The sequence below is a fragment of the Flavobacterium sp. ASW18X genome (assembly GCF_005144745.1).
Lineage (GTDB): Bacteria > Bacteroidota > Bacteroidia > Flavobacteriales > Flavobacteriaceae > Croceivirga.
This window is the reverse complement of the sequence record NZ_SWKK01000016.1, coordinates 56,021-82,346: the sequence shown is the minus strand read 5'-3', so window position 1 is coordinate 82,346 and position 26,326 is coordinate 56,021. Positions and strand designations below refer to the sequence as shown.

General features: G+C 37.3%; 23 protein-coding genes and 1 tRNA gene. 13 read left to right on the top strand and 11 right to left on the bottom strand.

Features of this window, described 5'->3' with window-relative positions; genetic code table 11:
* Window positions 1-4 precede the first annotated feature (4 nt).
* Complete coding sequence (locus FBT53_RS12065) at window positions 5-1,351, bottom strand: NAD(P)/FAD-dependent oxidoreductase (protein WP_136951445.1); 1,347 nt, start codon at window positions 1,349-1,351, stop codon at window positions 5-7.
* Between the two features lie 233 nt (window positions 1,352-1,584).
* Between FBT53_RS12065 and FBT53_RS12060 the strand changes: the two genes are divergently transcribed.
* The 4 genes from FBT53_RS12060 to FBT53_RS12045 are packed head-to-tail and all read left to right on the top strand — an operon-like array spanning window position 1,585 to window position 5,544.
* Window positions 1,585-2,304, top strand: a complete 720-nt coding sequence (locus tag FBT53_RS12060; protein WP_136951444.1) for a DUF547 domain-containing protein — start codon at window positions 1,585-1,587, stop codon at window positions 2,302-2,304.
* 25 nt (window positions 2,305-2,329) lie between these two features.
* Complete coding sequence (locus FBT53_RS12055) at window positions 2,330-3,220, top strand: hypothetical protein (RefSeq protein WP_136951443.1); 891 nt, start codon at window positions 2,330-2,332, stop codon at window positions 3,218-3,220.
* Between the two features lie 47 nt (window positions 3,221-3,267).
* Window positions 3,268-4,290, top strand: coding sequence for a glycoside hydrolase TIM-barrel-like domain-containing protein (locus tag FBT53_RS12050; RefSeq protein ID WP_136951442.1), 1,023 nt, complete (start codon window positions 3,268-3,270; stop codon window positions 4,288-4,290).
* Entirely contained in the window at window positions 4,291-5,544 is a 1,254-nt protein-coding gene (locus FBT53_RS12045; RefSeq protein ID WP_136951441.1) for a POTRA domain-containing protein, read from the top strand. It abuts the gene before it with no gap.
* Between the two features lie 139 nt (window positions 5,545-5,683).
* Here FBT53_RS12045 and FBT53_RS12040 read toward each other — a convergent pair whose 3' ends face one another.
* The 6 genes from FBT53_RS12040 to FBT53_RS12015 all read right to left on the bottom strand — a co-directional run bounded on the left by FBT53_RS12040 (window position 5,684) and on the right by FBT53_RS12015 (window position 9,762).
* Complete coding sequence (locus tag FBT53_RS12040) at window positions 5,684-6,385, bottom strand: TIGR04283 family arsenosugar biosynthesis glycosyltransferase (protein WP_136951440.1); 702 nt, start codon at window positions 6,383-6,385, stop codon at window positions 5,684-5,686.
* A 7-nt stretch (window positions 6,386-6,392) separates the two neighbouring features.
* Window positions 6,393-7,358 (bottom strand): arsenosugar biosynthesis arsenite methyltransferase ArsM, encoded by a 966-nt coding sequence (gene arsM / locus FBT53_RS12035; RefSeq protein ID WP_136951439.1) that lies wholly within the window; start codon window positions 7,356-7,358, stop codon window positions 6,393-6,395.
* Complete coding sequence (locus tag FBT53_RS12030) at window positions 7,355-8,170, bottom strand: purine-nucleoside phosphorylase (RefSeq protein WP_136951438.1); 816 nt, start codon at window positions 8,168-8,170, stop codon at window positions 7,355-7,357. Before FBT53_RS12030 ends, arsM begins: the two co-directional genes overlap by 4 nt.
* Window positions 8,170-8,781, bottom strand: a complete 612-nt coding sequence (locus FBT53_RS12025) for a TIGR04282 family arsenosugar biosynthesis glycosyltransferase (RefSeq protein WP_136951437.1) — start codon at window positions 8,779-8,781, stop codon at window positions 8,170-8,172. The genes FBT53_RS12030 and FBT53_RS12025 overlap by 1 nt, the downstream gene beginning before the upstream one ends.
* A gap of 18 nt (window positions 8,782-8,799) precedes the next feature.
* Window positions 8,800-9,306, bottom strand: coding sequence for a rhodanese-like domain-containing protein (locus FBT53_RS12020; RefSeq protein ID WP_136951436.1), 507 nt, complete (start codon window positions 9,304-9,306; stop codon window positions 8,800-8,802).
* A gap of 383 nt (window positions 9,307-9,689) precedes the next feature.
* A tRNA-Phe gene (locus FBT53_RS12015) sits at window positions 9,690-9,762 on the bottom strand.
* 137 nt (window positions 9,763-9,899) lie between these two features.
* Here FBT53_RS12015 and FBT53_RS12010 point away from each other — a divergent pair.
* From FBT53_RS12010 to FBT53_RS11980, 7 genes are all read left to right on the top strand, one after another.
* Window positions 9,900-10,628, top strand: coding sequence for a type III pantothenate kinase (locus FBT53_RS12010; protein WP_136951435.1), 729 nt, complete (start codon window positions 9,900-9,902; stop codon window positions 10,626-10,628).
* A 15-nt stretch (window positions 10,629-10,643) separates the two neighbouring features.
* Window positions 10,644-11,894 (top strand): hypothetical protein, encoded by a 1,251-nt coding sequence (locus tag FBT53_RS12005; RefSeq protein ID WP_370323983.1) that lies wholly within the window; start codon window positions 10,644-10,646, stop codon window positions 11,892-11,894.
* A 99-nt stretch (window positions 11,895-11,993) separates the two neighbouring features.
* Entirely contained in the window at window positions 11,994-13,367 is a 1,374-nt protein-coding gene (locus FBT53_RS12000; protein WP_169630356.1) for a tetratricopeptide repeat protein, read from the top strand.
* 3 nt (window positions 13,368-13,370) lie between these two features.
* A complete protein-coding gene (gene lptC, locus FBT53_RS11995) occupies window positions 13,371-13,979 on the top strand; it encodes an LPS export ABC transporter periplasmic protein LptC (RefSeq protein WP_317171140.1) in 609 nt (202 codons plus the stop codon).
* Window positions 13,972-14,172 carry a hypothetical protein gene (locus tag FBT53_RS11990; protein WP_136951433.1) on the top strand — a complete coding sequence of 67 codons (201 nt, stop codon included), beginning with the start codon at window positions 13,972-13,974 and terminating at the stop codon, window positions 14,170-14,172. Before lptC ends, FBT53_RS11990 begins: the two co-directional genes overlap by 8 nt.
* 6 nt (window positions 14,173-14,178) lie before the next feature.
* Complete coding sequence (locus FBT53_RS11985) at window positions 14,179-15,468, top strand: hemolysin family protein (RefSeq protein ID WP_136951432.1); 1,290 nt, start codon at window positions 14,179-14,181, stop codon at window positions 15,466-15,468.
* Between the two features lie 130 nt (window positions 15,469-15,598).
* Window positions 15,599-17,719 carry a SurA N-terminal domain-containing protein gene (locus FBT53_RS11980; protein ID WP_136951431.1) on the top strand — a complete coding sequence of 707 codons (2,121 nt, stop codon included), beginning with the start codon at window positions 15,599-15,601 and terminating at the stop codon, window positions 17,717-17,719.
* Here the strand turns inward: FBT53_RS11980 and FBT53_RS11975 are convergent.
* Both FBT53_RS11975 and FBT53_RS11970 read right to left on the bottom strand, forming a co-directional pair.
* Window positions 17,716-18,624: a GYDIA family GHMP kinase gene (locus FBT53_RS11975; RefSeq protein ID WP_136951430.1), complete on the bottom strand. Its 909-nt coding sequence runs from the start codon at window positions 18,622-18,624 to the stop codon at window positions 17,716-17,718. The two genes, FBT53_RS11980 and FBT53_RS11975, sit on opposite strands and share 4 nt — an antisense overlap.
* A gap of 1 nt (window position 18,625) precedes the next feature.
* Window positions 18,626-19,933 carry a hydroxymethylglutaryl-CoA reductase, degradative gene (locus FBT53_RS11970; protein ID WP_136951429.1) on the bottom strand — a complete coding sequence of 436 codons (1,308 nt, stop codon included), beginning with the start codon at window positions 19,931-19,933 and terminating at the stop codon, window positions 18,626-18,628.
* A gap of 134 nt (window positions 19,934-20,067) precedes the next feature.
* Here FBT53_RS11970 and FBT53_RS11965 point away from each other — a divergent pair, with 134 nt between their 5' ends.
* Window positions 20,068-22,224, top strand: coding sequence for a S9 family peptidase (locus tag FBT53_RS11965; protein ID WP_136951428.1), 2,157 nt, complete (start codon window positions 20,068-20,070; stop codon window positions 22,222-22,224).
* Window positions 22,225-22,249: 25 nt separating this feature from the next.
* Window positions 22,250-23,785 carry a peptide MFS transporter gene (locus FBT53_RS11960; protein ID WP_136951427.1) on the top strand — a complete coding sequence of 512 codons (1,536 nt, stop codon included), beginning with the start codon at window positions 22,250-22,252 and terminating at the stop codon, window positions 23,783-23,785.
* Here the strand turns inward: FBT53_RS11960 and FBT53_RS11955 are convergent.
* Complete coding sequence (locus tag FBT53_RS11955; protein ID WP_136951426.1) at window positions 23,782-25,794, bottom strand: ComEC/Rec2 family competence protein; 2,013 nt, start codon at window positions 25,792-25,794, stop codon at window positions 23,782-23,784. The two genes, FBT53_RS11960 and FBT53_RS11955, sit on opposite strands and share 4 nt — an antisense overlap.
* A gap of 3 nt (window positions 25,795-25,797) precedes the next feature.
* Window positions 25,798-26,304, bottom strand: coding sequence for a C40 family peptidase (locus FBT53_RS11950; protein ID WP_370323977.1), 507 nt, complete (start codon window positions 26,302-26,304; stop codon window positions 25,798-25,800).
* Between the last annotated feature and the right edge of the window lie 22 nt (window positions 26,305-26,326).

Sequence of the window (26,326 nt, the reverse complement as noted above, 5' to 3'; positions counted from 1 at the left end):
TAGGTTAGCCTAGTTGAAAAATGCGTTTAAGGCTTTTAGATTTTAGTTTGATATTCTTATTTCTAGTTTGGTTGTAGTCCGCCATAATGAGGCGCTCGTAGGGTTTGTAGAATTCTGGGTCAAAATTGGCATCTTTAAGATGGGCTACCACGTAGTCTATGTTCTTTTCTTCGGTTAACCACCTATCAAACATTTGATGGCGCATGCGCATACCAAAGGTGTTAATACCCAAGAATTTCTCGGTGTTTTTATCATACGCTATGGTAACACAGATTTTTTCTTCAGGGTGGCGCCAATGAAAATGGGCTTCATACTCTGGTTTGCCTTTTCTACCAAAAACCCAACCATAGGTTTGGTATTCAATGTCCAAGAATTTTGCAGAGTTGAACCAGTGTCCTGGTTTGTATTCGGTAGGGTTGCCATAGATGGTCTGCGCAACGGTTTCGCCCATCATCCTGCCGGTGTACCAAACAGCTTCAATGGGTCTTCTATTACCAATACCCGAATGTTGTTCGGCACAATCGCCAATGGCATACACATCTGGGATGTTGGTTTCTAATTTTCTGTTTACGAGCACACCACGGCCGGTTTCTATTGCAGAATCTTCTAGGAAATCAATATTAGGACTTACCCCTGCCGTTAAACCTACTAAATCACATTCAATAGTTTCGCCTTGGTCTGTAGTCACCGCCTTTACCCGGCCAGCCCCATCGTCAAGAATGGTTTCCAGATTAGTGCTCAATCTTAAGTCTATATGGTGTTCCTTAATGTGTTCGTTTATCATGGCCGATTCACCTGCTGGTAAAACGCCATTCCAAAAACTATCTTCTCTTACCAAAAAGGTTACTGGAATTTCTCTTGTACGTAGCATTTCTGCCAACTCAATACCAATTAAACCGCCACCAACAATAACAGCCCGTTTGCAAACTTTGTTGTTTGGAGCATTTTCTTCTAACAGTTCTAAATCCTGTTTAGAATATAAGCCCTGTACACCCTGTAAATCTTGACCTGGCCATCCAAATTTATTGGGTTTGGATCCCGTTGCAATGATGAGTTTATCGTAACTAATGGCATTACCCGTAGCCAAATGCAATATTTTTGCACCAGTATCTACCTTTTCTACAAAAGCCTGCAGCAATCCAATACGATTTTTCTTCCAAAACCCATTTTCATAAGGTTGCGTATGCTCAAATTTCATATGACCCATGTACACATACATGAGCGCTGTACGCGAAAAAAAATAAGGGGTTTCTCCAGAAATAATGGTAATGCGCTTATCCGATAACTTTCGGATATGCCTTGCGGCAGTTACGCCTGCAATGCCATTACCAATGATTACAATATGCTCCATATTGGTTTGTTGATGTTCTTAAATGTGTCGCACTTAAAGTTACGAACTTTACACCCCAGGTATAATTTAGATGCATTATAAATACACAGGGAGGGTGTAAGGAATAGTATCGCTTTTCGAACGGGCAATGCGCTGTAATTCAGTGTGATAAAAAATTAAAAAAAATTGAGGTGGAGTGTAGGGTATTATTTTTTATTGCGACAGAATGAGGGAATGACAATTAAACGATAGCTATGAAATATATAAAAACCATATTACTAGCAGGCCTTTTGTTGGTAGTGCAACAAGGAACTTCACAAGTCACAGACCAATTTTTTGCCAAGGCAGATAGTTTTTTTAAAAGTTATGTTTCAAATGGACGGGTTAACTATAAAGCAGTAAAAGAAAATCCGGAAGCATTACAAGAAGCGCTGCAATTAGCAAAAACTATACGCGTAACCCCAGAAGATGCTAAAACGTACCAAGCATTTTGGATAAACACCTATAATTTATTGGTGATAGAGGGTATTGTAGCTGCATATCCGGTAAAATCGCCTTTAGCCATCAACAGTTTTTTTGATGGTAAAAAGCATGAAGTAGGTGGGGAAAACATCACCCTAAATGCTATTGAAAATGATTTGTTGCGGAAAAACTTTAAGGAAGAGGCACGGTTTCACTTTGTATTGGTATGTGCAGGATTGGGCTGTCCACCCATCATTAATAAAGCATATTTGCCCAGTACTTTGGAATCCCAGTTGCAAGAACAGACTGTTTTAGCGTTGAACAATCCTTCTTTTATTCAACTTAAAGGAAAAAAAGTATTGCTAAGCCAAATCTTTGAATGGTATAAGGAAGATTTTACAAGAAATGGGGATGAAATCGATTTTTTAAATCGCTTTAGAAAAGAACCGTTAGACCCAAAAACCAAGGTGGGGTACTACCCTTACGATTGGACATTGAACGACACCAAATAATTTCAACAAAATAAATAAACCAGTAATGAAAAATTTTAAATTCTGCCTAGCGGCGGCAGCCCTACTAGTGGCTCAATTAAACGTAAATGCACAAGACAACCAAGGTACAGACGCACATGCACAAAGTAACATTCAGCAATACACACCTTCTAAACTTATTGGCAAAGGACAGTGGGACCTTAAATGGTTCAACAATTTATACACCCAAACAGAAAGTACTTTTTCTGAGGGGAAAGAGCCTAGGGAATCCTTTTTTACCTCTACACTAGAGGCTTACACTGGAGTAGGAACAAATAAAAGATGGAATGTTGGTGCTATCGTAGAATTTAGGTCTAATGTAATAAATGACCGTAGCGCGCTAGATGTTTTTAAGTTTGATGGAGAAGAAGGTTCTGCGCGTTCCGGTCTTACTTCTATAGCACCTTCTGTAAAATTTGTTCCAATAGCTTCGGTAAGTAATTTTTCTATTCAAAGCTCTTTCTTTATTCCATTAGTTGACAATGAAACCGAAAACGGCGTGTTTTTAGACCAAAAGGGATACACCTGGCAAAACCGTTTTTTCTATGACTATTCTTTTACAAGTGGTAAATGGCAGTTGTTTTCAGAAATTAATTCGGAACTTAATTTTGGAGATGCTGCAGATAGTTTTGCAAACAATAGTTTGCGTTTAACTCCAGGAGTTTTCTTAAGTTATTTTCCAAGTGCTAAGTTTACCGTGTTGGCTTTAGCGCAACATTCACAACTCTTAGATACTGGGGGTACAGAATTCTCGCAAGATTTTACCGCCTTAGGCGGTGGTGTTAAATACCAATTAACCAAGGCATTGAATATAGAAGCACTCTATACCAATTTTGTAAGAGGTACGGATACGGGCTTAGGAGAAACATTTAACATAGGTCTAAGAGGTATATTCTAGCGGAGATAGCGTTAAATCATTTAAATTAGTCCTAAACCAACGTAAAAATGAGGAGTTTAGGGCTAATTTTTTTGTGTATACTTTTTTCTGGGTGTCAAGGGCAACAAACCGTTCAAGAGAAAATAAATGGGGTAAGTTTTGTTGCTACCCGTGATGCGGTTGGTCCTGAGCATTTAGGCCCCGTAGAAAAATTATATGCTAATTACGCCGCCATAATGCCCTTTGCCTTTATTAGAAGTGTAGACGAACCAACTGTTATTTTTAATAGGGAGCGTCAATGGTTTGGAGAAACAGAAGAAGGTGTAAAGCAATACACTAAAGAATTGCATAGCAAAGGCATTAAAGTAATGCTTAAACCGCAAATCTGGATTAGAAATGGCGAATTTACAGGTGAATTTAAGCCGAACACTGAAGCGCAGTGGCTGGCATTAGAAAAAAGCTATGCTGATTTTATTTTGACTTTTGCCAAAGTAGCTCAAGAAAGTAAGGTAGATATTTTTTGTATTGGCACAGAATTGCACAGGTTTGTAGAGAATCGCCCTGAATATTGGCATAACTTGGTAACCCAAGTAAAACAACTATACAAAGGTAAACTTACCTATGCCGCCAATTGGGACGAGTATACCAAAACCCCTTTTTGGAAAGACCTAGACTATATAGGTATAGATGGTTATTTTCCGCTTTCTGAAGAAAAATCACCAAAAAAAGAAGATTTGGTGAAAGGTTGGCAAAAATGGAAAGACCAAATGCAAAAGTTGCATGTGGCTTTGGATAAACCTATTTTATTTACTGAATTTGGGTACAGAAGTATGGATTATACGGCTAAGAAACCATGGCTGGTAGACCGTAATCAAGAAAATGTAAATCTAGACGCACAAGCATTGGCGTTGCAAGTGGTTTTTGATGAGTTGTGGAAGGAAGAGTGGTTTGCAGGTGGTTTTATCTGGAAATGGTTTCCGCACCATAATGAAGTAAGAGGTAAAGAGAACAACCGTTTTACCCCACAAAACAAACCCGCAGAAGAAACCATACGCCAACACTATAAAAACCAATTAGAAAATCAAGGATAAATGCGATTCCTTCTGTTGTGCTTTTTATTAAGTTCTCTGGCTTTTGGGCAGACAACACACACCATAAAAGAAATTACGATAACAGGTAATACACGCACTAAAACAGCACTCCTAAAGAAGCTTATAGGTCTAGAATTAGGTACGGTGGTAGATAGTACCAAATTAGCAAACACTGCTGCCCGTTTAATACGTTTGCCCGGGATTGCCCATGCCTATTTCACGGTAGAGGAGAAATCCAATGGCGCAAAGATTGTTTTTACTGTAGAGGAACAACATACATTAATTCCTTTTGCCAATGTTTACAGTTCGGACAATGAAGATTTGGCTTTTAGATTGGGCTTGCAGGAATTCAACTTTGCCGGTCAGATGATGACCGTTGGGGGATTTTACCAATACGATGTGTTTCATAGTTACGGGTTGCAATTTCGTGCTCCGTATTTATGTTCTCCACAATGGGGTTTAGAAGTAAACTACCAAGATTTAACTACACAAGAACCGGTGTTTTTGGCCAATGGAACGGCAGATTACAAATACAACAATAGATCTATAGAGGTTTTGGGGCTTTACGCGCCTTCCTATAAACATAACTTTGCATTAGGCCTGTCTAGTTTTCAAGAAGATTACGCCTACCTTTTTGGTAGTACAGATCCTAATGTGCCGCAAGAACTCAAAGTAGATAAATGGCTTGTAAAATTGTTGTATACGTATGATAACATCAACTATTTCTACTACTATTTAGATGGATTTAAAAGCAGTTTAAACTTACAGTATGTACAATCTAACGATGGTAATTTATTGCCGTTTTGGTTGGGTTTTAACGATTTCACCTTTTTTAAACGGATTGGAAAAAGAGGGAACTTTGCGACTAGATTACGCCTTGGGCTGGCTAAAAACATTGCATCACCGTTTGCTCCTTTTGCGGTAGATAACAATTTAAATATAAGGGGTGTGGGTAATACTATTGATCGTGGCACCGGGTCTGTTGTATTGAACACGGAATATAGATTTACCCTGCTAGATAGAAATTGGTTGGTACTGCAAGGAAATGCTTTTATCGATAGCGGAAGTTGGCGTAACCCAGGTGGTACTTTTGACGATTTTATTCAGAGTGAAAACTTACGGGTATATCCTGGGATAGGTATTAGGGTGATGCATAAAAAGATTTTCAATGCCATATTTAGAATAGATTATGGTCATGGCATTACGCCAGACAGTTCCAAAGGTTTTGTATTTGGGATAGGGCAGTATTTTTAGTACTTGTGGGTATGGATTGATGTGGTTGGTGAAATCAATTACAATTTTACCGTTAAGATTAAAACATAAATTTTAATGCACTGGGAGATTCAATAATCTCTTTTAATAGAGATACTCAATGAGTAATTATGAAAAAAACTTAAGCCCCAAACTTGCGCTGATAATATCCATATAGTTCTTGCGGTGGTGCTCCTAAACGATTTTTTAGATGGATAATCCCAAAATAGTATTGAGTTTGTAGCCAACCGGTTTCTTTATACCTACGGCTAGAAGTGGTAACATAGTTAGGCAAAACCTTAAAACGTGCTTGTTGGTATATGCGCTTTATAAATTCTGAATCCTCGTAAATGGTATAGCGTTCATCAAAGCCGTTAAGTTGGTTGAATAATGTTTTGGTGATAAAAAGGGACTGGTCTCCGCCACGACAGATAAGTAGATTAAACCGAGTTAACCAAGCAAAAAACTGTAGTATTGGGTTAGTGGTGTCAAAGCGCATTCTAAAGCAACCTGCCTTACAGTCCTTTGTAATAGCATTGCTTATTATGCTGTCATAGTCTTTTTCTGGAAAAGTATCTGCATGTAAAAAATAAAGGATATTGCCTTTGGCGTGTGCTGCGCCAGCATTCATCTGCTTGGCCCTCCCTTTGTCTGAGTGTACAATGTTTGCTGTATAGTTTTTTGCGATGGGTATAGTACGGTCTGTACTGCCGCCATCTACAAGAATAATCTCCGTAGTAATTAAAGGAGAGGCATTGGTAGTTAACCAATTAAGTAAACTACCAATGCCAACCTCTTCATTTAAGGTGGGGATAATTATGCTTATTTCTGGACCACTATTCATTTAATCTTTAGCAACAGCCACCACCATTGTAGTGATAGGTGCTTTCACTTATGTGTATCTGTGGGTGGGCTTTACCCAAAGCCGCTGCAGTTTTGTCGCAAACGGCCAATGGCTGATTTTGCATTAACACGTGTCCTGCACCATCATCAAAATAAGCTTTATCGCCATAATAAATAGCGGTTTTACCTGTAAAAACACAGGGTCCGTCTGTGGGCATAGGGTCTTTTATAGCCGCTATTTCTATGGATTCAATGTGAATTAATTCGTCCGTAGGGTAATGGTTGGGGCTCAGCACACGGTAAGAGTGCTTTGCTCTAATTTCTATGGTTCCAAAACCAGCATCCGTAAGAACTTTAATGTAGTCTTTCATAGGAATACTTCCGCTTAGGCAAAGAGCCCTTAGACGGTCGTCATTACGTAAGGCGTCGTTCATGGGTTGTTCGCAAATAGGGTCGCTCATTACCAATCTGCCATGTGGTTTTAATACACGGTACATTTCTGCTACCGCTTTTTTTAAATCTTCCATCTTAAAAATATTGAACAAACAGTTTTGTGCTGCTACATCAATACTTTCATCTGCTACAGGTAAAGCCAAGGCATCGCCCTTAACCAGATTTACAAAATCACTTTGGAACCAATCGTTTTCCTCTTCGGCTATTTTAAAATTCTTTTTAGACGCTTCTAGCATTTCATCTACAGAATCTACCCCGGTTACACCACCAAGTTGCCTAGAGAAGTAGGAAAATTGCAAAAGTTCCATACCACCGCCAACACCTACGTAAAGAATTTTTGGATCGTTTACCAAATCTTGCGCAGATACGGTGCTCCCGCAACCATAGTTCATTTCTTGCATTATTTTAGGGATAGAAAGCCCTGGAAATTGCCAGATGGGGTTGGTGGTGCAGCAAAGGCCTACATCTGGTGTAAGCGCCGCTGCTTTGTAAAGGTCTTGGGTAGCATCTAAATAACTCATATTCTTTTTATTAATTCCTTAAATAACGTTATCATTTTTGGTTCTGCTTTGCCAGCAATTTCTATGATTTCTTGTACGTTGATAGGTTTTAGGTTGTCTGGGTCGCACTCGTCTGTCAACACAGAAACGGCCACTACGGGTAATTTTAAGTGATTGGCCACGATTACCTCTGGCACAGTACTCATGCCCACGGCATCTGCTCCTAAGATTTTTAACATACGGTATTCTGCTTTGGTCTCTAGTTGCGGCCCTACAACAGATGCATAAACCCCTTGTCTAAGCGTAATGTTATGGGTTGAAGCTATATCTTTTAAAATATTGCGCATTTCTACATCATAAGGTTCGCTCATATCTACAAAACGCTCTCCAAAATCGCCAACATTTTTAAAGGCTAAAGGAGAACCACCTTGCAAGTTAATGTGGTCTTCTATGAGCATAATATCTCCCTTTTTAAAATCTAGGTTAACGGCACCTGCTGCATTGGATACAAACAATTTTTGAATGCCCAGTTGTTGCATTATGCGGATAGGATAGGTGATGTCTAAAAAATCATATCCCTCGTATAAATGGAAACGCCCTTGCATAACTACAACTTTTTTGCCCGCAATGGAACCATAGATTAATTTACCGGTATGGAATTCTACGGTAGCAAGGGGAAAAAACGGAATGTGGTTATAATGGGCAACTATTGGGTCTTCTATTTGGTCTATTAATTGCCCAAGCCCGGTACCTAATACGATACCTATTTCTGGGTTTTCAAATCCTTTACTTTGTAAGTAAGCAACCGATTCTTGCAATTGTTTTTTTGTCATTATTTTACGTGTTTTATAAAAGGATCAAAGGCAGGTATGTCTTTGACGTCCTCAAAGTAATCAACATCATTTTTTTCTTCCAACAAAAAGTAGGTCTCTTTTTGTAAATCTTGTAATGTGTTTTGTAAAACACTATCTGTGCCCCATTCTTTGTTGCTAAATAGCGATGGTAATAATTTGTTCATTCCTAATAAATAATAGCCGCCATCTTCTGCAGGGCCAACTACAAAATCATGTTCTCCTAGTTGTTCAAAAGCATGGTTTAAATCTTTTGGTTGTATATCATACAAATCACTTCCAATAACAATAATGTTTTTGTAGCCCGCGGCAAACCCTTCTTTAAACGCGTTTATCATTTTTTCGCCTAAATCTGAGCCTTCTTGTAATTTTTTCTCATACGTGTTGGCATCCCAAACATCGTTTTGCCAAATTTCTTCGGAATAATACACTGCTTTATCACAAGATAATTGGCTGGTAACCTTGGCGGTATGTTGTAATAAAAAGTTGTAAATGTCTAACGCGGCTTGGTCACCTACGGTTGCTGCTAATCGTGTTTTACATTTCCCTAATTCTGGATTTCTGGTAAAAATGAGCAGAAGATTCTTTTGCATAAGGTTAAAGCTGAAATTTTAGTGATACACTTTTGTGCCATTGGTCAGTAACTTGCCCCAATGCTTACTGTAAGGATGTATTTTTTCTGTGAGATTACCGTGTTGGTCGTATATAGGGCGGTCTTCATTAAGCCATTTAAAAATACCTCCGTATAAATTTTGCACATCGGTATAGCCAGCTTTTAATAGCTTAGTTGCAATATTTTCTGAACGTACACCAATAGAGCAATAAACAATTATAGGAGTGGTCTTATTAGAGTATTTTTGTTTAAAGGCATCTAAATTAAAGTTTTTGTAACCAATATATTCAGCATTGGCTAGATGACTTACTTTATACTCTTCTAGTTCTCTGGCGTCTAAATACAATGCTTGGGTTTGGGTAGATGCTTGAGCTGTACTTATGTAAGGTGCGCTGTTCCGATTGTAACGTTCTAAGGCTTTGTTAATACTTTTTTGAGCGCCTAAGGTGATAGGAGCCAAGCTCAAAAATAGTAAGTAAACTAATTTGTTAAGATTCCAATACATAGCACTCCAAAGATACGGTTAATACCTTTTCTAAAGAAGCTATAGAATGCTACTTCAATAACAGTTCTGGCCTATTCTTGGTTTTTTAGTAAATGTAAAAATATAAGTTGGTTAGTAATAGAGCGAAAGAGAGGCCCAAAACCATATACCAGCAAAAGTATCCTAATTTATCTCCTATAGTATTCATCATTTGGTGGTTTTAATATTTGATGATGAAATTATAAGATGAAGCCTAGCTGACCATCTCAATTTTTATAATTGGTACAGATTTGCGTGTATTTGGTAATTTTAAATGGTGCGTTTTTAGAAGAACTGAATACACCCTGTAAAAAGACATAAAATAAAAAAGCCCTGTAAAAACAGGGCATTAAGAGTTTGAATTGTGGTACCTCCAGGAATCGAACCAGGGACACACGGATTTTCAGTCCGTTGCTCTACCAACTGAGCTAAGGTACCAGGATTTCAAATTTTGTAGTTAAACTACATGCCTGTGATTTCTCAAAGGCGGGTGCAAATATAATTTCAATTTTAAGATTTACAAACTAAATCATAAAAAAGACGAATCTTTTTTTTCAATTTATGACCTTTGTTACATGAATCTAGTTGTGGATAAGGGGAATACCCAAATTAAATACGGAATTTTCAATAAAAATAAATTGATAGATTTAAGAATAAGTCCTGCAGACCAGTTCTTGAAAACTATAAAATCTGTCTTTGAGGACTACCCTTCTATAGCAAGGGCAATGTTATCTTCTGTTGGGGGGTTAGAAAATAATGAATACAAGACACTTACGTTATTCTGTAAAACGCATTTGCTCACCTCGGATACTAACGTTCCTTTTAAAAACAGTTACGCTACACCAAATTCTTTGGGGGTTGACCGTCTAGCACTAGCCACTGCTGCCTATTACCATAACCCAAAAGGGAATACTTTAGTGATAGATATGGGTACGTGCATTACGTATGATGTGGTAAATGACTATGGAGAGTACTTGGGCGGTGCAATTTCGCCAGGCTTACAAATGCGCTATAAGGCCATGCATCATCAAACTAAAAAATTACCCCTTTTAGCCGTTGAACCCTTGCTAGATTTTATTGGCAACTCTACAGAAACAAGCATGCACAGTGGCGTGGTTAATGGAATTACCCAAGAACTAGACGGAGTTATAAATCAATACCGTGCTCGCTTTCAAGATTTAACAGTTATTTTAACAGGGGGTGATGGGCAATTTTTTGCTAAACGAGTAAAAAATTCCATATTTGCGCATTCTAAATTCCTGCTAGAGGGGTTGAATTACTTGCTGGAATACAATAAACTTTAAATGGTTAAACAATTTTTGATAGCATTTACATGCCTAATTTCCGTTGGGATGTATGCACAAAACAGTACAATATCTCCGTACTCTTATTTTGGTATAGGTGATTCTAGAGAAAAAGGGACGGTAGACAACCAAATGATGGGTGGTTTGCAATTGTACGCAGATAGCATTCACTTGAATCTTAAAAACCCAGCTTCCTTAGCCAAGCTTAGATTAACGGCATACACGGCTGGTATTTCTAGAAAAGAATACCGCCTTAAGGATAATTTGGAAGAGCAGCGAACCTCTGTAAGCAATTTAGATTATCTAGCTATTGCTTTTCCTGTAGCAAAAAATATGGGTGCATCTTTTGGCTTGCAGCCGTACTCATCTGTGGGTTACAATTTAACACAAGTAAGGCGTAATAGCGAGCAAGATTCTATTGTAAATATATTTAATGGTGAAGGAGGATTAAACCGTGTGTTTGTTTCTTTTGGATATATGCCACTGAAAGACGTGGCTATTGGAGCAACTATAAATTACAACTTTGGAACAATAGAGTATGCGCGTTTGCAAAGTGTGGAAGGGGTGCAATTTGGTACGTTTGATAACAGAGAATCTCGGGTAGACGGTTGGGATTTTAATTACAGTATTAATTATACGCCCCAAATAGGTGATAAGCATAGATTACATACCTACTTTGGCGCAAACACGCAAGTGAACCTGGTTTCTAAAAACACACAGCGTATTGGTTCTTTAAATCTAACAAATGGAGCCGAGGTAGAGGCTTTGGATGTTAACCTTGATGCTAATGGTTTAGCTAATGGAGAGATTAAAATACCAACAGTCTTTACCTATGGTCTTGGTTATGGAGAAGAGCGTAAGTGGTTTGTAGGGGCAGAATATGCTACCCAGGCTATGAGCGAGTTCGAGAATAGATTTATAGCACAACAGAATGTAGGTTACCAAGATGCTACTAAGATAAAGGTTGGCGGATTCTTTATTCCTAACTACAGAGCATTGTCTAATGTTTTCAATAGAATAACCTATAGAGCAGGTTTGCGTTATGAAGAAACTGGCTTAATGATTGAAAATAAAGAGATTAATGATTTTGGCATAAATTTTGGTTTGGGTGTACCACTAGGCGGAAACTTCTCTAATTTAAATTTAGGTTTTGAGCTTGGCAGAAGAGGAACTAGGGCGGCAGGTCTTGTGGAAGAAAGTTACTTAAATATAAATGTTGGACTCTCTTTAAATGACCGCTGGTTTATCAAAAGAAAAATAAACTAGGGTATATTTTATAAATATGCTAATTAAGCCTGTAAACCCTTGCTAGTAAAGGGTTGGTTCTATAAAAATTTGTACATTAACCACTTTAAAATTAACAAAATGAAGAAGAAATTCTACTTAACGATGTTTGTTGGTGTCATGTCGATAGGATTAAGTATGGCTCAGGCGCAAAATCCTGAGTGCATGACCAATTTATCCATATTTGCAGAGCACGGCAAGGTAAAAAATTACGACGCAGCTTACGAACCATGGAAAATGGTTTATGAAAATTGTCCAGGTTTAAACAAGGCAACATTTTCTTACGGGGAAAAAATTCTTCAGCATAAAATAGAAAGTTCTACTGGTGCCGATAAGGATAAATACATCAATGATTTGTTAGCATTACACGATGCCAGTATGAAGTATTTTCCAGATAAATACACTGAGGCTCCTGTAACTGTAGATAAAGTATTGTTAAAGCGTGATCATGATATGATTTCTGATGACGAAGTGTATAATCAACTTGGTTCTGCCTTTAAGAATGATGCTAAGAATTTCAAAAACCCAAAAGCATTGTATCTGTATTTTTCTAGTTTAGTAGATTTACATAATGCGGGTAAAAAAGATTTGCAAGAAGTTTTTGATGTTTATGATGAGGTTACAGAAAAGATTGAAGTAGAGAATAAAAAACTTACTACTGCCTTAGCAAAATATAATGCAAAAGAAGATGCGGGTACAGCGCTAACCTCTAAAGAAAAAAGATACGTAAAAGCGTATACGGTTAACTCCAAGGCATTTGGTCAGGTTGCTAGTAGTGTAGATGGTAAATTAGGGGCATTAGCAGATTGCGGTAACTTAATTCCTTTATACCAAAAGAATTTTGAGGCTAAAAAGAATGATGTTGCTTGGGTGAAAAGAGCAGTAGGTAGAATGTTTGCTAAAGAATGTACGGACGACCCATTATTCGCTAAGTTGGTAGGGGTGCAAGCAGAGTTAGACCCTTCTGCAGATGTATATGTATACTTAGGTACCTTGAAATCTAAATCTGGAGATAACAAAGGTGCTATTGAAGATTTTAATAAAGCAGTAGAATTAGAGGCAGATGCTTATAAAAAATCTAACATTCTTTATAAAGTAGCTACTATAGTTAGAAGATCTAGCAAGTCTCAAGCAAGAAACTACTTAAACAAATCATTAGAAGCTAATGGTTCTAATGGTAGAGCGTATATTTTGTTAGCTAGTTTATACGCAAGTAGTGCTAATGATTGTGGTAACACTCCTTTTGAGAAAAGAGCTATTTATTGGAAAGCTGCTGCAACAGCAAGACAAGCCGGTCGTGTAGATCCATCTTTGGCCTCTAAGGCAAGTGCAGCTGCATCTAGCTATGATCAAAGAGCTCCTTCTAAATCAGATATTTTTAACTCTGGTATGGCAGGTAAAACAATTACCTTTCCGTGTTGGGTAGGTGGTAGTGTAACGGTGCCAAACCTATAAGAATTGACACAACATAAAACATATATGTATGGAAGATTTGCCACAGCGTTCGCTGTGGCAATCCTTTTTTGGGCCTGCAAGGACAACTATGAACGTGTAGGGGAGGAGGCTGCAGCAAACGTTTTTCCGCAAGGTGTCGCAGAAAATTTTGAGTTGATTTATACGCAAGCTAGAAAAGAATTGTCTACGCAAGATTCATCTACCACCCGAGCCGTAGCTATTTTAAAAAGTCCGTTGAACGAGGATTATGATAATATGGCTTTTAAGCATAGGGTTTTTCCGAAAGGGTTGTATGTAGAGTTTTATGATGATAAAGAGCAAAAAAGTACAATAACCGCAGATTTTGGTATGGTGTATACCCAAACAAATGTTATAGATTTGCGTGGTAATGTGGTTATAAAAAGTCATGATGGTAAAAAGCTAGAAACCCCACAGCTGTACTGGGATAGGTCTCAAAATTGGATTTTTACAGAAGAAAAATTCACTTATACTAATGAGGAAGAAGGTACAGTAATGGATGGAGAAGGCATGGATTTTAATAAGGAATTTACTTTCTTTAGAGCTAACAAGACTTTTGGGGTTATGACTATTAAAGACGAAGCAGATGACTAGGATTTTAAAGTATACAGAGTACCTATATTTAGCTGTGGCAGTAGCTTCTTTATACAAGATTATTACGTTATGGCCCACAGCCCCATCGGAAACCTATATCTTTATTTTCTTTTTGGTGGTTTCTATTGCCATGTTTTTGTTTAGAAGAAAATATAGAAAACGCTTCGAGAATAGAAGTAACGATTCTAAATAATATAATTTGGAATTTTCAATACTGGTAATCGTACTTTCATTGGTGTTCTCAGCTTTTTTTTCTGGGATGGAGATTGCATTTATCAGCGCCAATAGAATCCATATAGAGCTAGAAAAAAAGCAAGACGGATTTTTAGCTAAAGTTCTAGGTTGGATTACAGAAAAACCTTCCAAGTTTATCGCAACTATGCTTATTGGCAATAACATTGCCTTGGTAGTTTATGGTATGTATATGGGAGATTTGCTTATGGATTGGTTTCAATCTATGGTGCCTACAGCTTACAATTTCTTAAATGTGCTTTTGGTAGAGTTTAGTCTTCTTACTCAAACTATAATTTCTACCTTGGTTATATTAATAACTGCAGAATTCTTACCCAAAGTGCTATTCCAAATCTATTCTAACACCCTTTTAAAAGTATTGGCACTACCTGCTTATATCTTTTACATTCTCTTTTCTGGAATCTCTTGGTTTGTTATTAAGATATCAGATTTTATTTTAAAATACCTATTTAAGACAGATGGTGATGAGGTGCAATTGGCGTTCACAAAATTAGAGTTAGGCGATTATATTACAGAGCAAATGGAAGCTGTTGAAGAACAAGACCAGGTAGATTCAGAAATACAAATTTTTCAGAATGCGCTGGAGTTCTCAGAAGTAAAAGCCAGAGATGTTATGGTGCCAAGAACAGAAATCATGGCGGTAGAACTAAAGGAGACAACTAAGAATCTAAAAAATTTATTTGTAGAGACAGGCTACTCCAAGATTTTGGTTTATAAAGAATCAATCGAAGAAATAATTGGTTATGTACATTCTTATGAAATGTTCAAAAAACCAAGAACTATAAAGCATATTCTTAGACCGGTAGAATTTGTGCCAGAAACTATGTTAATACATGATATATTGAATGTATTAATTAAAAAGCGAAAAAGTATGGCTGTTGTGTTGGATGAATATGGTGGTACTTCTGGTATTATGACGGTAGAAGATATTGTGGAAGAGCTTTTTGGTGAGATAGAGGATGAACACGATACTACAGATTTAATTGAGGAGGCATTGGCAGAACAGAAATTTCGGTTTTCAGCACGCTTAGAAGTAGATTACCTAAACGAAAACTACAAATTAGAATTGCCAGAGAGTGAAGAGTATGGTACCCTTGGGGGGCTGATAACGAATTATACAGAAGATATTCCACAATTGAATGATGAAATTAAAATAGAAGGTTTCTTGTTCAAAATCATAGAAGTATCTAATAATAAAATAGATTTAGTGGAGCTGCAGTTGTTAGAAGAAGACTAGCGGACTCTTATTTTTTTATCGGTTTTTGGTAACCCAATACCACCCTAAGCTTCCCTTTGTTTTTTTGCTTTCTATTTTAAAAAGAAAATGGTATTTTCGCCCACTAAATTCAGCATAAAGCAGTACGCAAATGGCAATATTGGAGAATATTAGAAAGCGAACCACTGTACTAATTTTAATTATTGGTCTGGCATTGTTCGCATTTGTTATTTCTGGAGTAATCACAGGAAGCGACTTTTCTGGTGGTAAAATAAGTTCTACCCTGGCAGAAGTTAATGGAGAGGCAATATCTAGAGAGGATTTCACTCGTAAATTAGAACAAGCGCAACAACAGTTTGGGTCCAACTTTTCTTCTACACAATTGGTTAATCGAGTATATGACCAAGAGGTGAGAAGCACCTTATTGAATCAAGAATTTGACAGATTAGGAATAGATGTAGAAAGTGACCAAATTGTAGATTTTATTAAAAGTACTGGTTACGCACAAGACCCATCTTTTCAAAATGAAAATGGCGTTTTTGATGCTGAAGTATTTAAATCTACGATAGCAGATTGGAAAGAAACCAATCCATTATTGTATGATAATTGGTTGCAAATAGAAAAATCTATCATCCAGTCTGCAAAAGAGCAAATCTATTTTAATCTAATCAAGTCTGGTGTAGGTGCTACCCTGTCAGAAGGTGAGTTTGATTACGCCCTGGCTAACGATAAAGTAGATATGCAATACGTACGTGTACCGTATTCTTCTATAGCAGATAGTACAATACAGGTGTCTAAGAGCGAAATAGAAAGCTATATAAATTCGCACAAGGACGAATTTAAACAAGACAAATCTAGAGATATTCGTTTTGTATACTTTGAAGAGAAACCTTCGGCTGCAGATGAGCAAGCTAAGAAAGATGAGATTGCTAAGTTGATGGAAGGTTCTGTGGAGTTTAATGCGGCTACTAAAACTACGGATACTATCAAAGGTTTCAGAAATACAGATGACATGATGGCTTTCTTAGATAGAAACTCGGATTCTAAGTTCGATACTATTTATAAGGCAAAAAGAGATTTGCCAGCCGTAGCAGCAGAGCAAATTATGGCATTAGGTGTGGGCGAAGTATTTGGGCCGTACCGTGATGGAGATACATTTAAGGTGAGTCGAGTAATGGATAGAAAGGCGAATGGTGCCGTTAAGGCAAGCCATATCCTAATTGCTTATGAAGGCGCAGAAAGAGCTAATCCTAATGTAACAAGAACAAAGGAAGAAGCTGAGGCAGAAGCAAAACGTTTATTGGCAGAAGCTAAAAAAGCTGATGTAGATTTTACTGCCTTAGCTAGAGATAATTCTGATGGCCCTTCTGCACCAAGAGGTGGAGATTTAGGTTATTTTCAAGAAGGTGTTATGGCGGATGAGTTTAACGACTTCTGTTTTGGTAATCCAACTGGTGCTATCGGATTAGTAGAAACTCAATTTGGATTCCACGTGATAAAAGTGGATGATAAACAAGATGTGGTTCAGGTAGCTACCATGACTAGAGAAATTGAGCCATCTGAAGAGACCATCAACACATTGTTTACAAATGCAACTCAATTTGAAATGGAAACTACGGATGCAGATGCTAATGCATTTGCAGATATCGCCAAGAAAAAGGAGTATTCAGTAAGGCCAGTGAACAAAATTAAAGCGATGGACGAGAACTTGCCTGGGTTGTCTTCGCAAAGAAATATAGTACAATGGGCTTTTAATGAAGAGACTAAGGTAGGTGCTATCAAAAGATTTGACTTAGCAAATGGATACGCTGTTGTACAGTTAACTAAAAAATATAAGGAAGGCGTTATGTCTGCGGAAGATGCTTCTGCTACTGTATTACCTAAACTAAGAAAAGAGAAAAAGGCGGAACAAATTATGGCAGCTAACAAAGGCAAATCTTTAGAAGCTTTGGCCAAGGATAATAATGTTACTGTTGCTACAGCTTCTGCAGTGTCTAGAAAAACACCTACAATACCAGGTGCGGGGAGAGAAGCTTATGTGGTAGGTAAGGCTTTTGCTTTAGAAGAAGGCACTTCTTCTGAATTACTAGAGGGTGAGACCGGTGTATTTATGGTAAAAGTTACTAAGAAAACACCAGGAGCCACTTTACCTAACTTTAGCACGTTTGCACAAACATTAACTACGCAAAACAGAAACGCTGTAAATAGTGCAGTATACAATGCCCTAAAAGAAGGCGCAGATATAGAGGATAATAGAGCTACTTTTTACTAGAGCACCATTTCCTCATAAGAAAGAACAGTAGTAAAACCCTTGGCTTTAAAATAGTCAGGGGTTTTTTCATTTCCTGTAGCCAGAATGAAATCGCCACCCCAAGCACCTAGGCTTTTGAGTGCGCCAAAATAATCTGGAAATTTACGTTTTAAGGGAGCTATTTCTAAGATTTCGGAAAGTGCCATTTCGTGCTCAATTAAAAGCGATTCAAACAACTCTAAAGAGGATGCCTCTAGCATTTGTTGAGTGATATGATTTATTTGCTCTAATAAGGCTTGTTTATTGAATACCTTACTTCTGTAGGTGGCAATAGCTTCTCTGCTATTTTGTTTTTGATTTAGGTGTATAAAATAAAGTCGGTCTGCAAATTCTGGTTTAAAAGCTGTAGGGAAAACCTGTGGATTTCCTAAATCTAAATGATATAAAATAGGGGTCATGTGCTGTGCACAAGCTAAATCATAACCGCTGCCACCTAAGGTCTGTCCTAATAAGTTAAAGGCATCTATATTAGCCCATTGCGCAATATTATTGATTAAGGTAGAAGAGCTGCCTAATCCCCAATCTGTAGGGAAACTCAATTTGGTTTCTACTGTATACCCCGTCTTTAAGTCGTTTAAAAAACTTGACTTTTGTAAACGAACGGCTTTTAATATTTTTTGTAAAGTAGTTGCCTTAGCCTCGTCGTTGCTTTCAGTTATTTGGAGTTCTGGCAGTGAATATTTTGCAGTAAACCAAGGCTTGTCATTATGGTCTAAACTGGTCCATTGCAGTTGGTTATTGTTAGCTACATTTACGTGGAGCCACTGCCCAAATTTAGTGGGGACCGCTAAACCTGTGGCGCCATCTAGTATGGCATATTCTCCGGTAAGCAATAATTTGCCATTACTGTAGTAAGATGTATTCATGTTATGCTCTTAGGGCGTTAATTGCTGCCTCAACGGCTGCATTGCTTACCGTTTTGTCCTTAAAGTCTTTTACTAATTGTTCTTTTTCTGCAGTGGTAGCACCAAAGCTATTGAGAATATTCAATAGATGCATTTTCATATGACCTTTTTGTATTCCTGTAGTTACCAAAGAACGTAACGCAGCAAAATTTTGCGCCAATCCAGCAACAGCAATTATTTGCATTAATTCTTTTGCAGATGGTTTTTTAAGTATTTCTAACGCCAATTGCACCATAGGATGTAAAGATGTTAATCCACCAACCGTTCCAAGCGCCAAAGGCACATCAATCCAAAAAGAAAACATATCGTTTTTTATGCTAGCATGGGTAAGGCTACTATAGTGGCCATCCTTAGCAGCATAGGCATGGACTCCGGCTTCTACAGCTCTAAAATCGTTGCCTGTGGCTAGCACTACCGCATCAATACCATTCATAATCCCTTTATTGTGTGTTACGGCACGGTAGGGCTCTACTTCTGCAATTTTAACCGCTTGTAGCATGCGCTCTGCAAACTTTCTACTAACACTAGCATTGCTTTTATCATCACTAATCGGGCAACTAACCTTAGCACGGACTACACAATTAGGAACATAGTTACTTAAAATACTCATGATTACTTCAAAAGGAGCTGCTTTCAACTCCTCATCTTGACTAATTTCTCTTTCTAGAGTTTGGGCAAATTGTTCTAGACAAGAGTTAATAAAATTAGCCCCCATTGCATCTAAGGTTTCAAAAGTGCAGTGCAATTGATAATAACCAGGTATAGTATCTGTTTTATCGCGTAAGCTAATAGCTGTAATTCCTCCACCCCGTTTCTCCATATTTTTGGTGATGTCAGCACTATCTTTGCGGAAAATGGGTTGTAATTTTTCAATAAAGGATACTAATAGTTTACCATCGCCCTGAAACATAAAATGGACTTGTCCTATCTTTTCAGTACCCAAAATTTCAGTTTTGAAACCACCACGGGACAACCAAAATTTTGCGGCTTTACTTGCAGCGGCAACAACTGAGCTTTCTTCTATAGTCATGGGTATAGCCAGCAACCTATCGTTTATTAAAAAATTAGGTGCAATGGCAAATGGCATATAAAAGTTAGATAAGGTGTTTTCTATAAACTCATCGTGCTTTTGTTGTAATTGGCTATCCGTGTTCCAATACTTGGCTAATAATGCCTTAGTAGCATCTGGATCAGTGGTACATTGATTAGCCACCCATGCTATTTTTTCTTCTTTACTCAGTTTGGAAAATCCCTCTACTGGTTGTTGCATACATTTATCTTAAGACTCAAAGATAATTCTTTAACAGTTTTGGCTTGTTATTTGTGTTTCAAATATAACCTCTGGTGTGATTTTTACGTAAATTATTAGTAAACTTGAAAGTTTTTAATCAATTAATACCATACATGAACAGACTAATTTTATTTGTTGTTTGCGGATTGACCGTCATAAGCCAAGCTGTAGGGCAAAAAAAACAGCTAACCTTAGAAGAAATATGGGGCGGAGCCTTTAGAACGGAGTATATGGATGCCCTGCGTTCCATGAAAAATGGCAAACAATATACTGTGCTTAATTTTACTGGACCTGGCCAGAGTAGTTTAGATAAGTACGATTACAAAACGCAACAAAAGGTAGAAACTATTGTTGCTTCTTCTGATGCTGTTCCTTTTTTTACCTCTTACGAGTTTTCTGCAGACGAATCTAAATTGATTTTAGCAACAGAAATAGAACCTATTTTTAGACATTCTAGATTAGGTATTTATTATGTGTATGATGTAAAAAGCAAAGAGTTAACTAAAATTTCTGAAGATAAAATTCAAGAACCAGAACTTTCTGCAGATGGCACCAAAGTGGCCTACGCAAAAGAAAATAATCTTTTTGTTTTTGATTTAAAAAGTGCTAAAACCCAGCAATTGACCACTGATGGGAAATTTGGTAGTATAATTAACGGAATTACAGACTGGGTTTACGAAGAGGAATTTGCTTTTGTACAAGCTTTTGAATGGAATAGCAATGGGACCAAGATTGCTTTTTTAAAGTTTGATGAGTCAGAAGTGCCACATTTTTCTATGGATGTATACGGACAAAATTTATATCCTTATCAACATGAGTTTAAATATCCTAAAGCAGGTGAGGCTAATGCTAAAGTAAGCTTGCATATGATAGATGTTGCCTCTGCAGAGGTAAGCAAAGTAGATTTGGGAGCACCTTATTACATTCCACGTATTAAATGGATGAATAATCCTAACTACTTAAGCGTACGTACATTGAACAGACATCAAAATCATTTAAAATTAATTGCAGTAAATGCTAAGGATAATTCTTCTACAATCTTGCTAGAAGAAAAAGATGATGCCTACGTAGACATTACTGACGATTTAACTTTTTTAGCAGATGATAGCTTCATTTGGACAAGTGAAAGAGACGGATATAACCATTTGTATTTGTACGACCAAGATGGTAATTTACTAAATCAAATTACCAAAGGCAATTGGGAAGTTACCAGTTATTACGGATATGATCAGGCAGAAGACCGTATTTTTTATCAATCTGTAGAAGAGGGTAGTATTAATAGAGATGTGTATCATATCAGTACTTCTGGTCAAGAAAAAACCAAGTTAACTCAGAAGGTAGGTACTAATGGAGCGGATTTTAGTGCAGATTATAGTTATTTTATCAACACTTTTTCTAGTGCAACTACTCCATATGAATTTACATTACATAAAGCAGCTAATGGCAAAAAAGTTGCCGATATAAAAGATAATAAAGCATTATCTAAACAATTAGAAGATTATGCTCTAAGTAAAAAAGAGTTTAGCACCCTTACCGTAAACGGGAACGAGTTAAACATGTATATGATTAAGCCATTGGATTTTGATCCAAATAAAGCGTATCCTCTATTTATGTTCCAATACAGTGGCCCTGGTTCTCAGCAAGTAGCCAACAAATGGTGGGGAGCAAATGATTATTGGCATCAGTTGTTAGCACAACAAGGTTATATTATTGCGTGTGTAGACGGTCGTGGAACTGGTCTAAAGGGTCGTGATTTTAAAAAAGTGACGCAGTTAGAGCTAGGGAAGTTAGAAGTAGAAGACCAAATTGCGGCGGCTAAAAAATTAAGTGAATTGCCATATGTAGATGAAGAAAGAACGGGTATCTGGGGATGGAGTTATGGCGGTTTTATGTCTACCAATGCTTTATTAAAGGGTAACGATACTTTTGAAATGGCGATAGCTGTCGCCCCTGTAACTAGTTGGAGGTTTTACGATACAATCTACACAGAAAGATACATGAAAACGCCACAGGAAAATGCTAGTGGTTATGATGATAATTCCCCATTTAATTATCCAGAACTGTTAAAAGGAAAGTACCTTTTGGTTCATGGAACGGGAGATGATAATGTACATGTTCAAAACTCTATGCGTATGGTAGAAGCGCTAGTACAGGCTAATAAACAGTTTGACTGGGCCATTTATCCAGATAGAAATCACGGTATATATGGAGGTAACACTCGTTTACATTTATACACCAAGATGACTGACTTTATTAAGGAAAACTTATAATTAAGTAACTAAACTCAACTCAAATATGTCAGAAATGATGAAACCTGCAAGTGAGAGACAGCTGTTGGGGCACCCTCAAGGCTTATTCTACTTATTTTTTGCAGAGCTATGGGAGCGTTTCAGCTTTTATGGAATGCGCGCCTTACTTACCTTATACATGGTAGATGTAATCTTTGAGGCCTTGGCTAAAAAAGATTTTGCTACCGCTGCTGTGTATTCTTCTTATGGTTCTCTAGTATATGCCTCCACAGTTATTGGTGGGCGTGTATCTGATAGTATTCTTGGAATGCGTAACTCTATTTTTCTAGGGGGTATATTAATGTCATTAGGCCATTTTGTTTTAGCAATAGAAAACAATGTGGCTTTCTTTTTGGCCCTTTCTTTAATCATTGCAGGAAATGGTTTTTTTAAACCTAATATTTCCACCTTTGTAGGCTCATTATATAAAGACGGTGACCCAAAGAAAGATTCTGGTTTTACTATTTTCTACATGGGCATTAATATTGGTGGCTGGGTAGCCCCTCTATTGTGCGGTTGGCTAGCGGCCGCCTATGGATGGCACTATGGTTTTGGACTGGCGGGGATTGGCATGCTTACGGGTTTAATAGTCTTCTGGAGTGGCATCAAAAAAGGAGTATTTGGAGACAAAGGATTACCACCAGACAATGGAAACATAGATAAAAAAGTTGTTGGTATTAAGCAGGGTATTCTTGTGCCTGTTCTAGCTTTTGTTTCTGTGCCTGTTATCGCTTATTTACTTTCCTCTTATCAGGCATTAGGAGAAGAAGGTACTTGGTTGGGTGAGCAAAATATTGTGAACATTATTTTTAAGGTCATAGGCATTTCTATTTTAGGGTACTTAACCTATATCATGGTACAAGCAACAGCGGAAGAACGTAAAAAGCTCTTTGTTGCTGTTTTAATTACCTTTTTTATGACCATATTTTGGGGTTTTCATGAACTGTCTGGTAGTGTAATTACATTGTTTGCTGCTAGGAATGTAGACTTAGAAGGTATTATGTCCGCATCGCAAACAAACAGTTTAAATTCTATGTGGATAATTATATTAGCCATTCCAATTTCTATGTTATGGCAATGGTTGTCTAAAAAGAACCTAAATCCCAGAACCCCTTATAAATTTGGCATGGGGCTGTTATTTGCAGGTATTAGTTTTTATGCTTTGGCAATAAGTGGGGCAAGTGCAAATGCTGATGGATATGTGCCTTTTATGTATTTATTATTAATGTACTTTTTATTGTCTGTGGGAGAACTGTTCATGTCTCCTGTTGGATTGTCTAAAATAACCGATTTATCTCCTAAACGTATTGTTGCATTTATGATGGGAGTTTGGTTCTTGTCATCAGCCTTTGCTTTCCAAGTTGTTGGTTTTATAGGTAAACAATTGTCTGTGGAAGATACTGGTGGTGCCATCAATGGTTTTGCTACCTTATCTGTATATACTGATGGGTTTTTGTTAATTGCAAAATACGCGCTAGGGGCTGGATTACTAGTAATCTTAGCTTCACCTTTAATAAAAAGATTAATGGGTAACGTTCATTAATCCGTTAGCCATTTAAAATAGAAGGCTCCCTTTTCACCAGTATGGTGAAAAGGGATTTCTTTTTTTGTACAACTTGCTTTCCAAAGCTGAACTAAATGGGGAAAATTGCTGCCATCTGATATTATGTATTTAGGTCTGTAGGTATCTATGACTTTCTCTAAATGAATTTTCGGGGAATGGCTTAACCATAATACATCTATTGCTTTAGTTTCTGGTAAGAGTGCAAGACTATCTATACGCACAATTGCTAGTGATTCATAGGAAAATGCATTTGGTAACGTTGAATGCTTAATTGATTTTATATCTTCTCCTAAAACAAATGTATGGAGCATGGAAGTTGCTTCGGGCAATCCATAAACAGTTAAGCTGTCTTTGTTTTGGGCTATAAGTGCGCTGGTTTTATACTGATGCGGCAGAATTACCTGATTATTAGAGAAAAAAGAAGGCTTGAACAGCGTATAGCTTACAAGCAATAGTGCAAGTGGTATGAATATTTTAAAGGCAATTTCTTTTCTAGTGGTGAGCCAATAGAGTAGACTAATTAGGGTAGCGTAGGTTAGTAGCATTTGCCAGGCATCGAATGCTATGCTATCAAAGAAGAACGCCTCTTGTTGAGCGACCCAAGTAATTAGGGTATTCATGATTTTAATAACATCATTATAGAAAACTACTAACCACATCGGGAGCAATTTTAAAGTGCTTAAAAATAAAACTAAGAAGCCTAAACCGAGGACCAATCCTAAGAAGGGAATTATTAGAATATTTGCTATAAAAAATAGAGACGGAAATTGGTGAAAATAAAATAGGCTTAGTGGTAGAACCCCTATTTGAGCAGCAATACTTACAGAAATGAGCTGCCATAGTTTTAAAAGTATTTTATTGTCTGGGTACCAAAACCGCTGTAAGGAAGGATATAACCATGCAATAGCAAATACTGCGGCGTAACTTAGTTGAAAGCCTACCTGAAACAAAAAATTGGGCTGCCAGAGTAACATAAAAAAATAGGAAAGTGCTAAGATGTTAAAGGTGTTGGTAGGTCTATTTAGCCACAGTGCATAGCTGATAAAAGAAAACATAGTGGTAGCCCGTACTATTGAAGGTGATAAACCAGTAAATAAAGCATAGCACCATAACCCTAAGATGGATAAAAGTAAACCTAAATTTCTTCCTTTACTCCAATATTTTAAAGGACTTAAAAGAAACTGTAGCAATAATAAAACCACACCAACATGCAAGCCAGATACTGCTAATAAGTGTATGGCACCAGCTTTTTTATAGGCATTGTAGGTATTTTCAGTTAAGTCATTGCGCTGACCTAGAACTAATGCTTGGACAACAGCCAATTCCTGAGGTCCAAACGCTTCGGTTTTTAATTGAGCAATAATTTTTTGGCGACGTTGGGCTACCCATGTTAATATGGAGGATTTTACCTTGCCTGTAGGTAATATATCGTAGGAGGCAACACTTAATTGATGATGTACTCCTATGGTTTGTAAATAGCGTTTATAATTAAATTGATGTGGGTTAAAAGGCGGTTTTACAGATTCCGGTCTATATGGTGTAACTAATAATTCACCAATAGTAAACTCGATTTTGTTATCATTTTTAATTTGAAGTAAAATGTTACCTGTGGTTGGTGTATCATCTACTGCGTAAACTTTGGCAATAAATCGTTTTCCAAAAGTAGTTGGTTTTAACTCTTCTAGTATTTGTAATTGATAATTACTTTGTGTGTTCGCTTTTGCTTTGCTAAAATGGTGTTCTTGGTACTGGGGCAATTGCAAGGAATATGAGAGAATACCAAGCATAACAACGCCTGCAAATGCACCAAATTCTGTCACAGGCAATCCATTTCTTGTTTGATATTTTAAACCGAGCCCAATAGTGATGAGGCAAAGTAATACGCCTATCTGGCCATAATTGGGTGGCACAGAGTAGTAATGCCCAAATAGTATACCTACGGTAATGCTAAGCGCTAATTTAACCGAGATATATCGCCATAACTTCATGGTTTATAAAATATGTGTAGCTTTTACAAAAGCACCATTCCAATAACCTTCTTTAATAGAAGATACAATTACGCCTCTAGAGGTGGTAGAATGTATAAATTTAATGTCCTTTCCGTCTACTTCTACTACTAGGCCTACATGATTTATACGTTTACTGCGTTTACTCGTTTTAAAAAATAATAAATCGCCTTTTTGTACCTGGTTAAGTTTTATGCGCTCCCCTTCATTAGCCATCTGATAAGAAACTCTAGGAAAAGAAATATTGTTTTCTAGTAAAGAAACGTATACCAGACCACTGCAGTCCATTCCTTTTCTGGTGGTTCCTCCATAACGGTACCGTGTACCTGCAAAACCTAATGCTACGCCAACTATGGCATCTGCCTTAGTAACCCTAACGTCTTCCTTGCGCTTAGGTTTTCTACGAGGCTTCTCTTTTTCTAGTTCAATTGGGTCTGCATTTACGGTAATACTGCGTTCTTGATCCTTCGCATAAGTAGTTTTCTTTTTCACCCCGCAATTAGCCAGGCAAAAC

Excerpts from the sequence above, each read along its gene's own strand:
- FBT53_RS12055 (WP_136951443.1), top strand. The coding sequence starts at position 2,330 with ATGAAAAATTTTAAATTCTGCCTAGCGGCGGCAGCCCTACTAGTGGCT.
- FBT53_RS12030 (WP_136951438.1), bottom strand. The coding sequence starts at position 8,170 with ATGACAAAAAAACAATTGCAAGAATCGGTTGCTTACTTACAAAGTAAA.
- FBT53_RS12050 (WP_136951442.1), top strand. The coding sequence starts at position 3,268 with ATGAGGAGTTTAGGGCTAATTTTTTTGTGTATACTTTTTTCTGGGTGT.
- FBT53_RS11970 (WP_136951429.1), bottom strand. The coding sequence starts at position 19,933 with ATGCAACAACCAGTAGAGGGATTTTCCAAACTGAGTAAAGAAGAAAAA.
- arsM (WP_136951439.1), bottom strand. The coding sequence starts at position 7,358 with ATGAGTTATTTAGATGCTACCCAAGACCTTTACAAAGCAGCGGCGCTT.
- FBT53_RS11955 (WP_136951426.1), bottom strand. The coding sequence starts at position 25,794 with ATGAAGTTATGGCGATATATCTCGGTTAAATTAGCGCTTAGCATTACC.
- FBT53_RS11960 (WP_136951427.1), top strand. The coding sequence starts at position 22,250 with ATGTCAGAAATGATGAAACCTGCAAGTGAGAGACAGCTGTTGGGGCAC.
- FBT53_RS11990 (WP_136951433.1), top strand. The coding sequence starts at position 13,972 with ATGACTAGGATTTTAAAGTATACAGAGTACCTATATTTAGCTGTGGCA.
- FBT53_RS12040 (WP_136951440.1), bottom strand. The coding sequence starts at position 6,385 with ATGAATAGTGGTCCAGAAATAAGCATAATTATCCCCACCTTAAATGAA.
- FBT53_RS12060 (WP_136951444.1), top strand. The coding sequence starts at position 1,585 with ATGAAATATATAAAAACCATATTACTAGCAGGCCTTTTGTTGGTAGTG.
- FBT53_RS12025 (WP_136951437.1), bottom strand. The coding sequence starts at position 8,781 with ATGCAAAAGAATCTTCTGCTCATTTTTACCAGAAATCCAGAATTAGGG.
- FBT53_RS11975 (WP_136951430.1), bottom strand. The coding sequence starts at position 18,624 with ATGAATACATCTTACTACAGTAATGGCAAATTATTGCTTACCGGAGAA.
- FBT53_RS12020 (WP_136951436.1), bottom strand. The coding sequence starts at position 9,306 with ATGTATTGGAATCTTAACAAATTAGTTTACTTACTATTTTTGAGCTTG.
- FBT53_RS11965 (WP_136951428.1), top strand. The coding sequence starts at position 20,068 with ATGAACAGACTAATTTTATTTGTTGTTTGCGGATTGACCGTCATAAGC.
- FBT53_RS12000 (WP_169630356.1), top strand. The coding sequence starts at position 11,994 with ATGAAGAAGAAATTCTACTTAACGATGTTTGTTGGTGTCATGTCGATA.
- FBT53_RS11980 (WP_136951431.1), top strand. The coding sequence starts at position 15,599 with ATGGCAATATTGGAGAATATTAGAAAGCGAACCACTGTACTAATTTTA.
- FBT53_RS12045 (WP_136951441.1), top strand. The coding sequence starts at position 4,291 with ATGCGATTCCTTCTGTTGTGCTTTTTATTAAGTTCTCTGGCTTTTGGG.
- FBT53_RS12010 (WP_136951435.1), top strand. The coding sequence starts at position 9,900 with ATGAATCTAGTTGTGGATAAGGGGAATACCCAAATTAAATACGGAATT.
- FBT53_RS12065 (WP_136951445.1), bottom strand. The coding sequence starts at position 1,351 with ATGGAGCATATTGTAATCATTGGTAATGGCATTGCAGGCGTAACTGCC.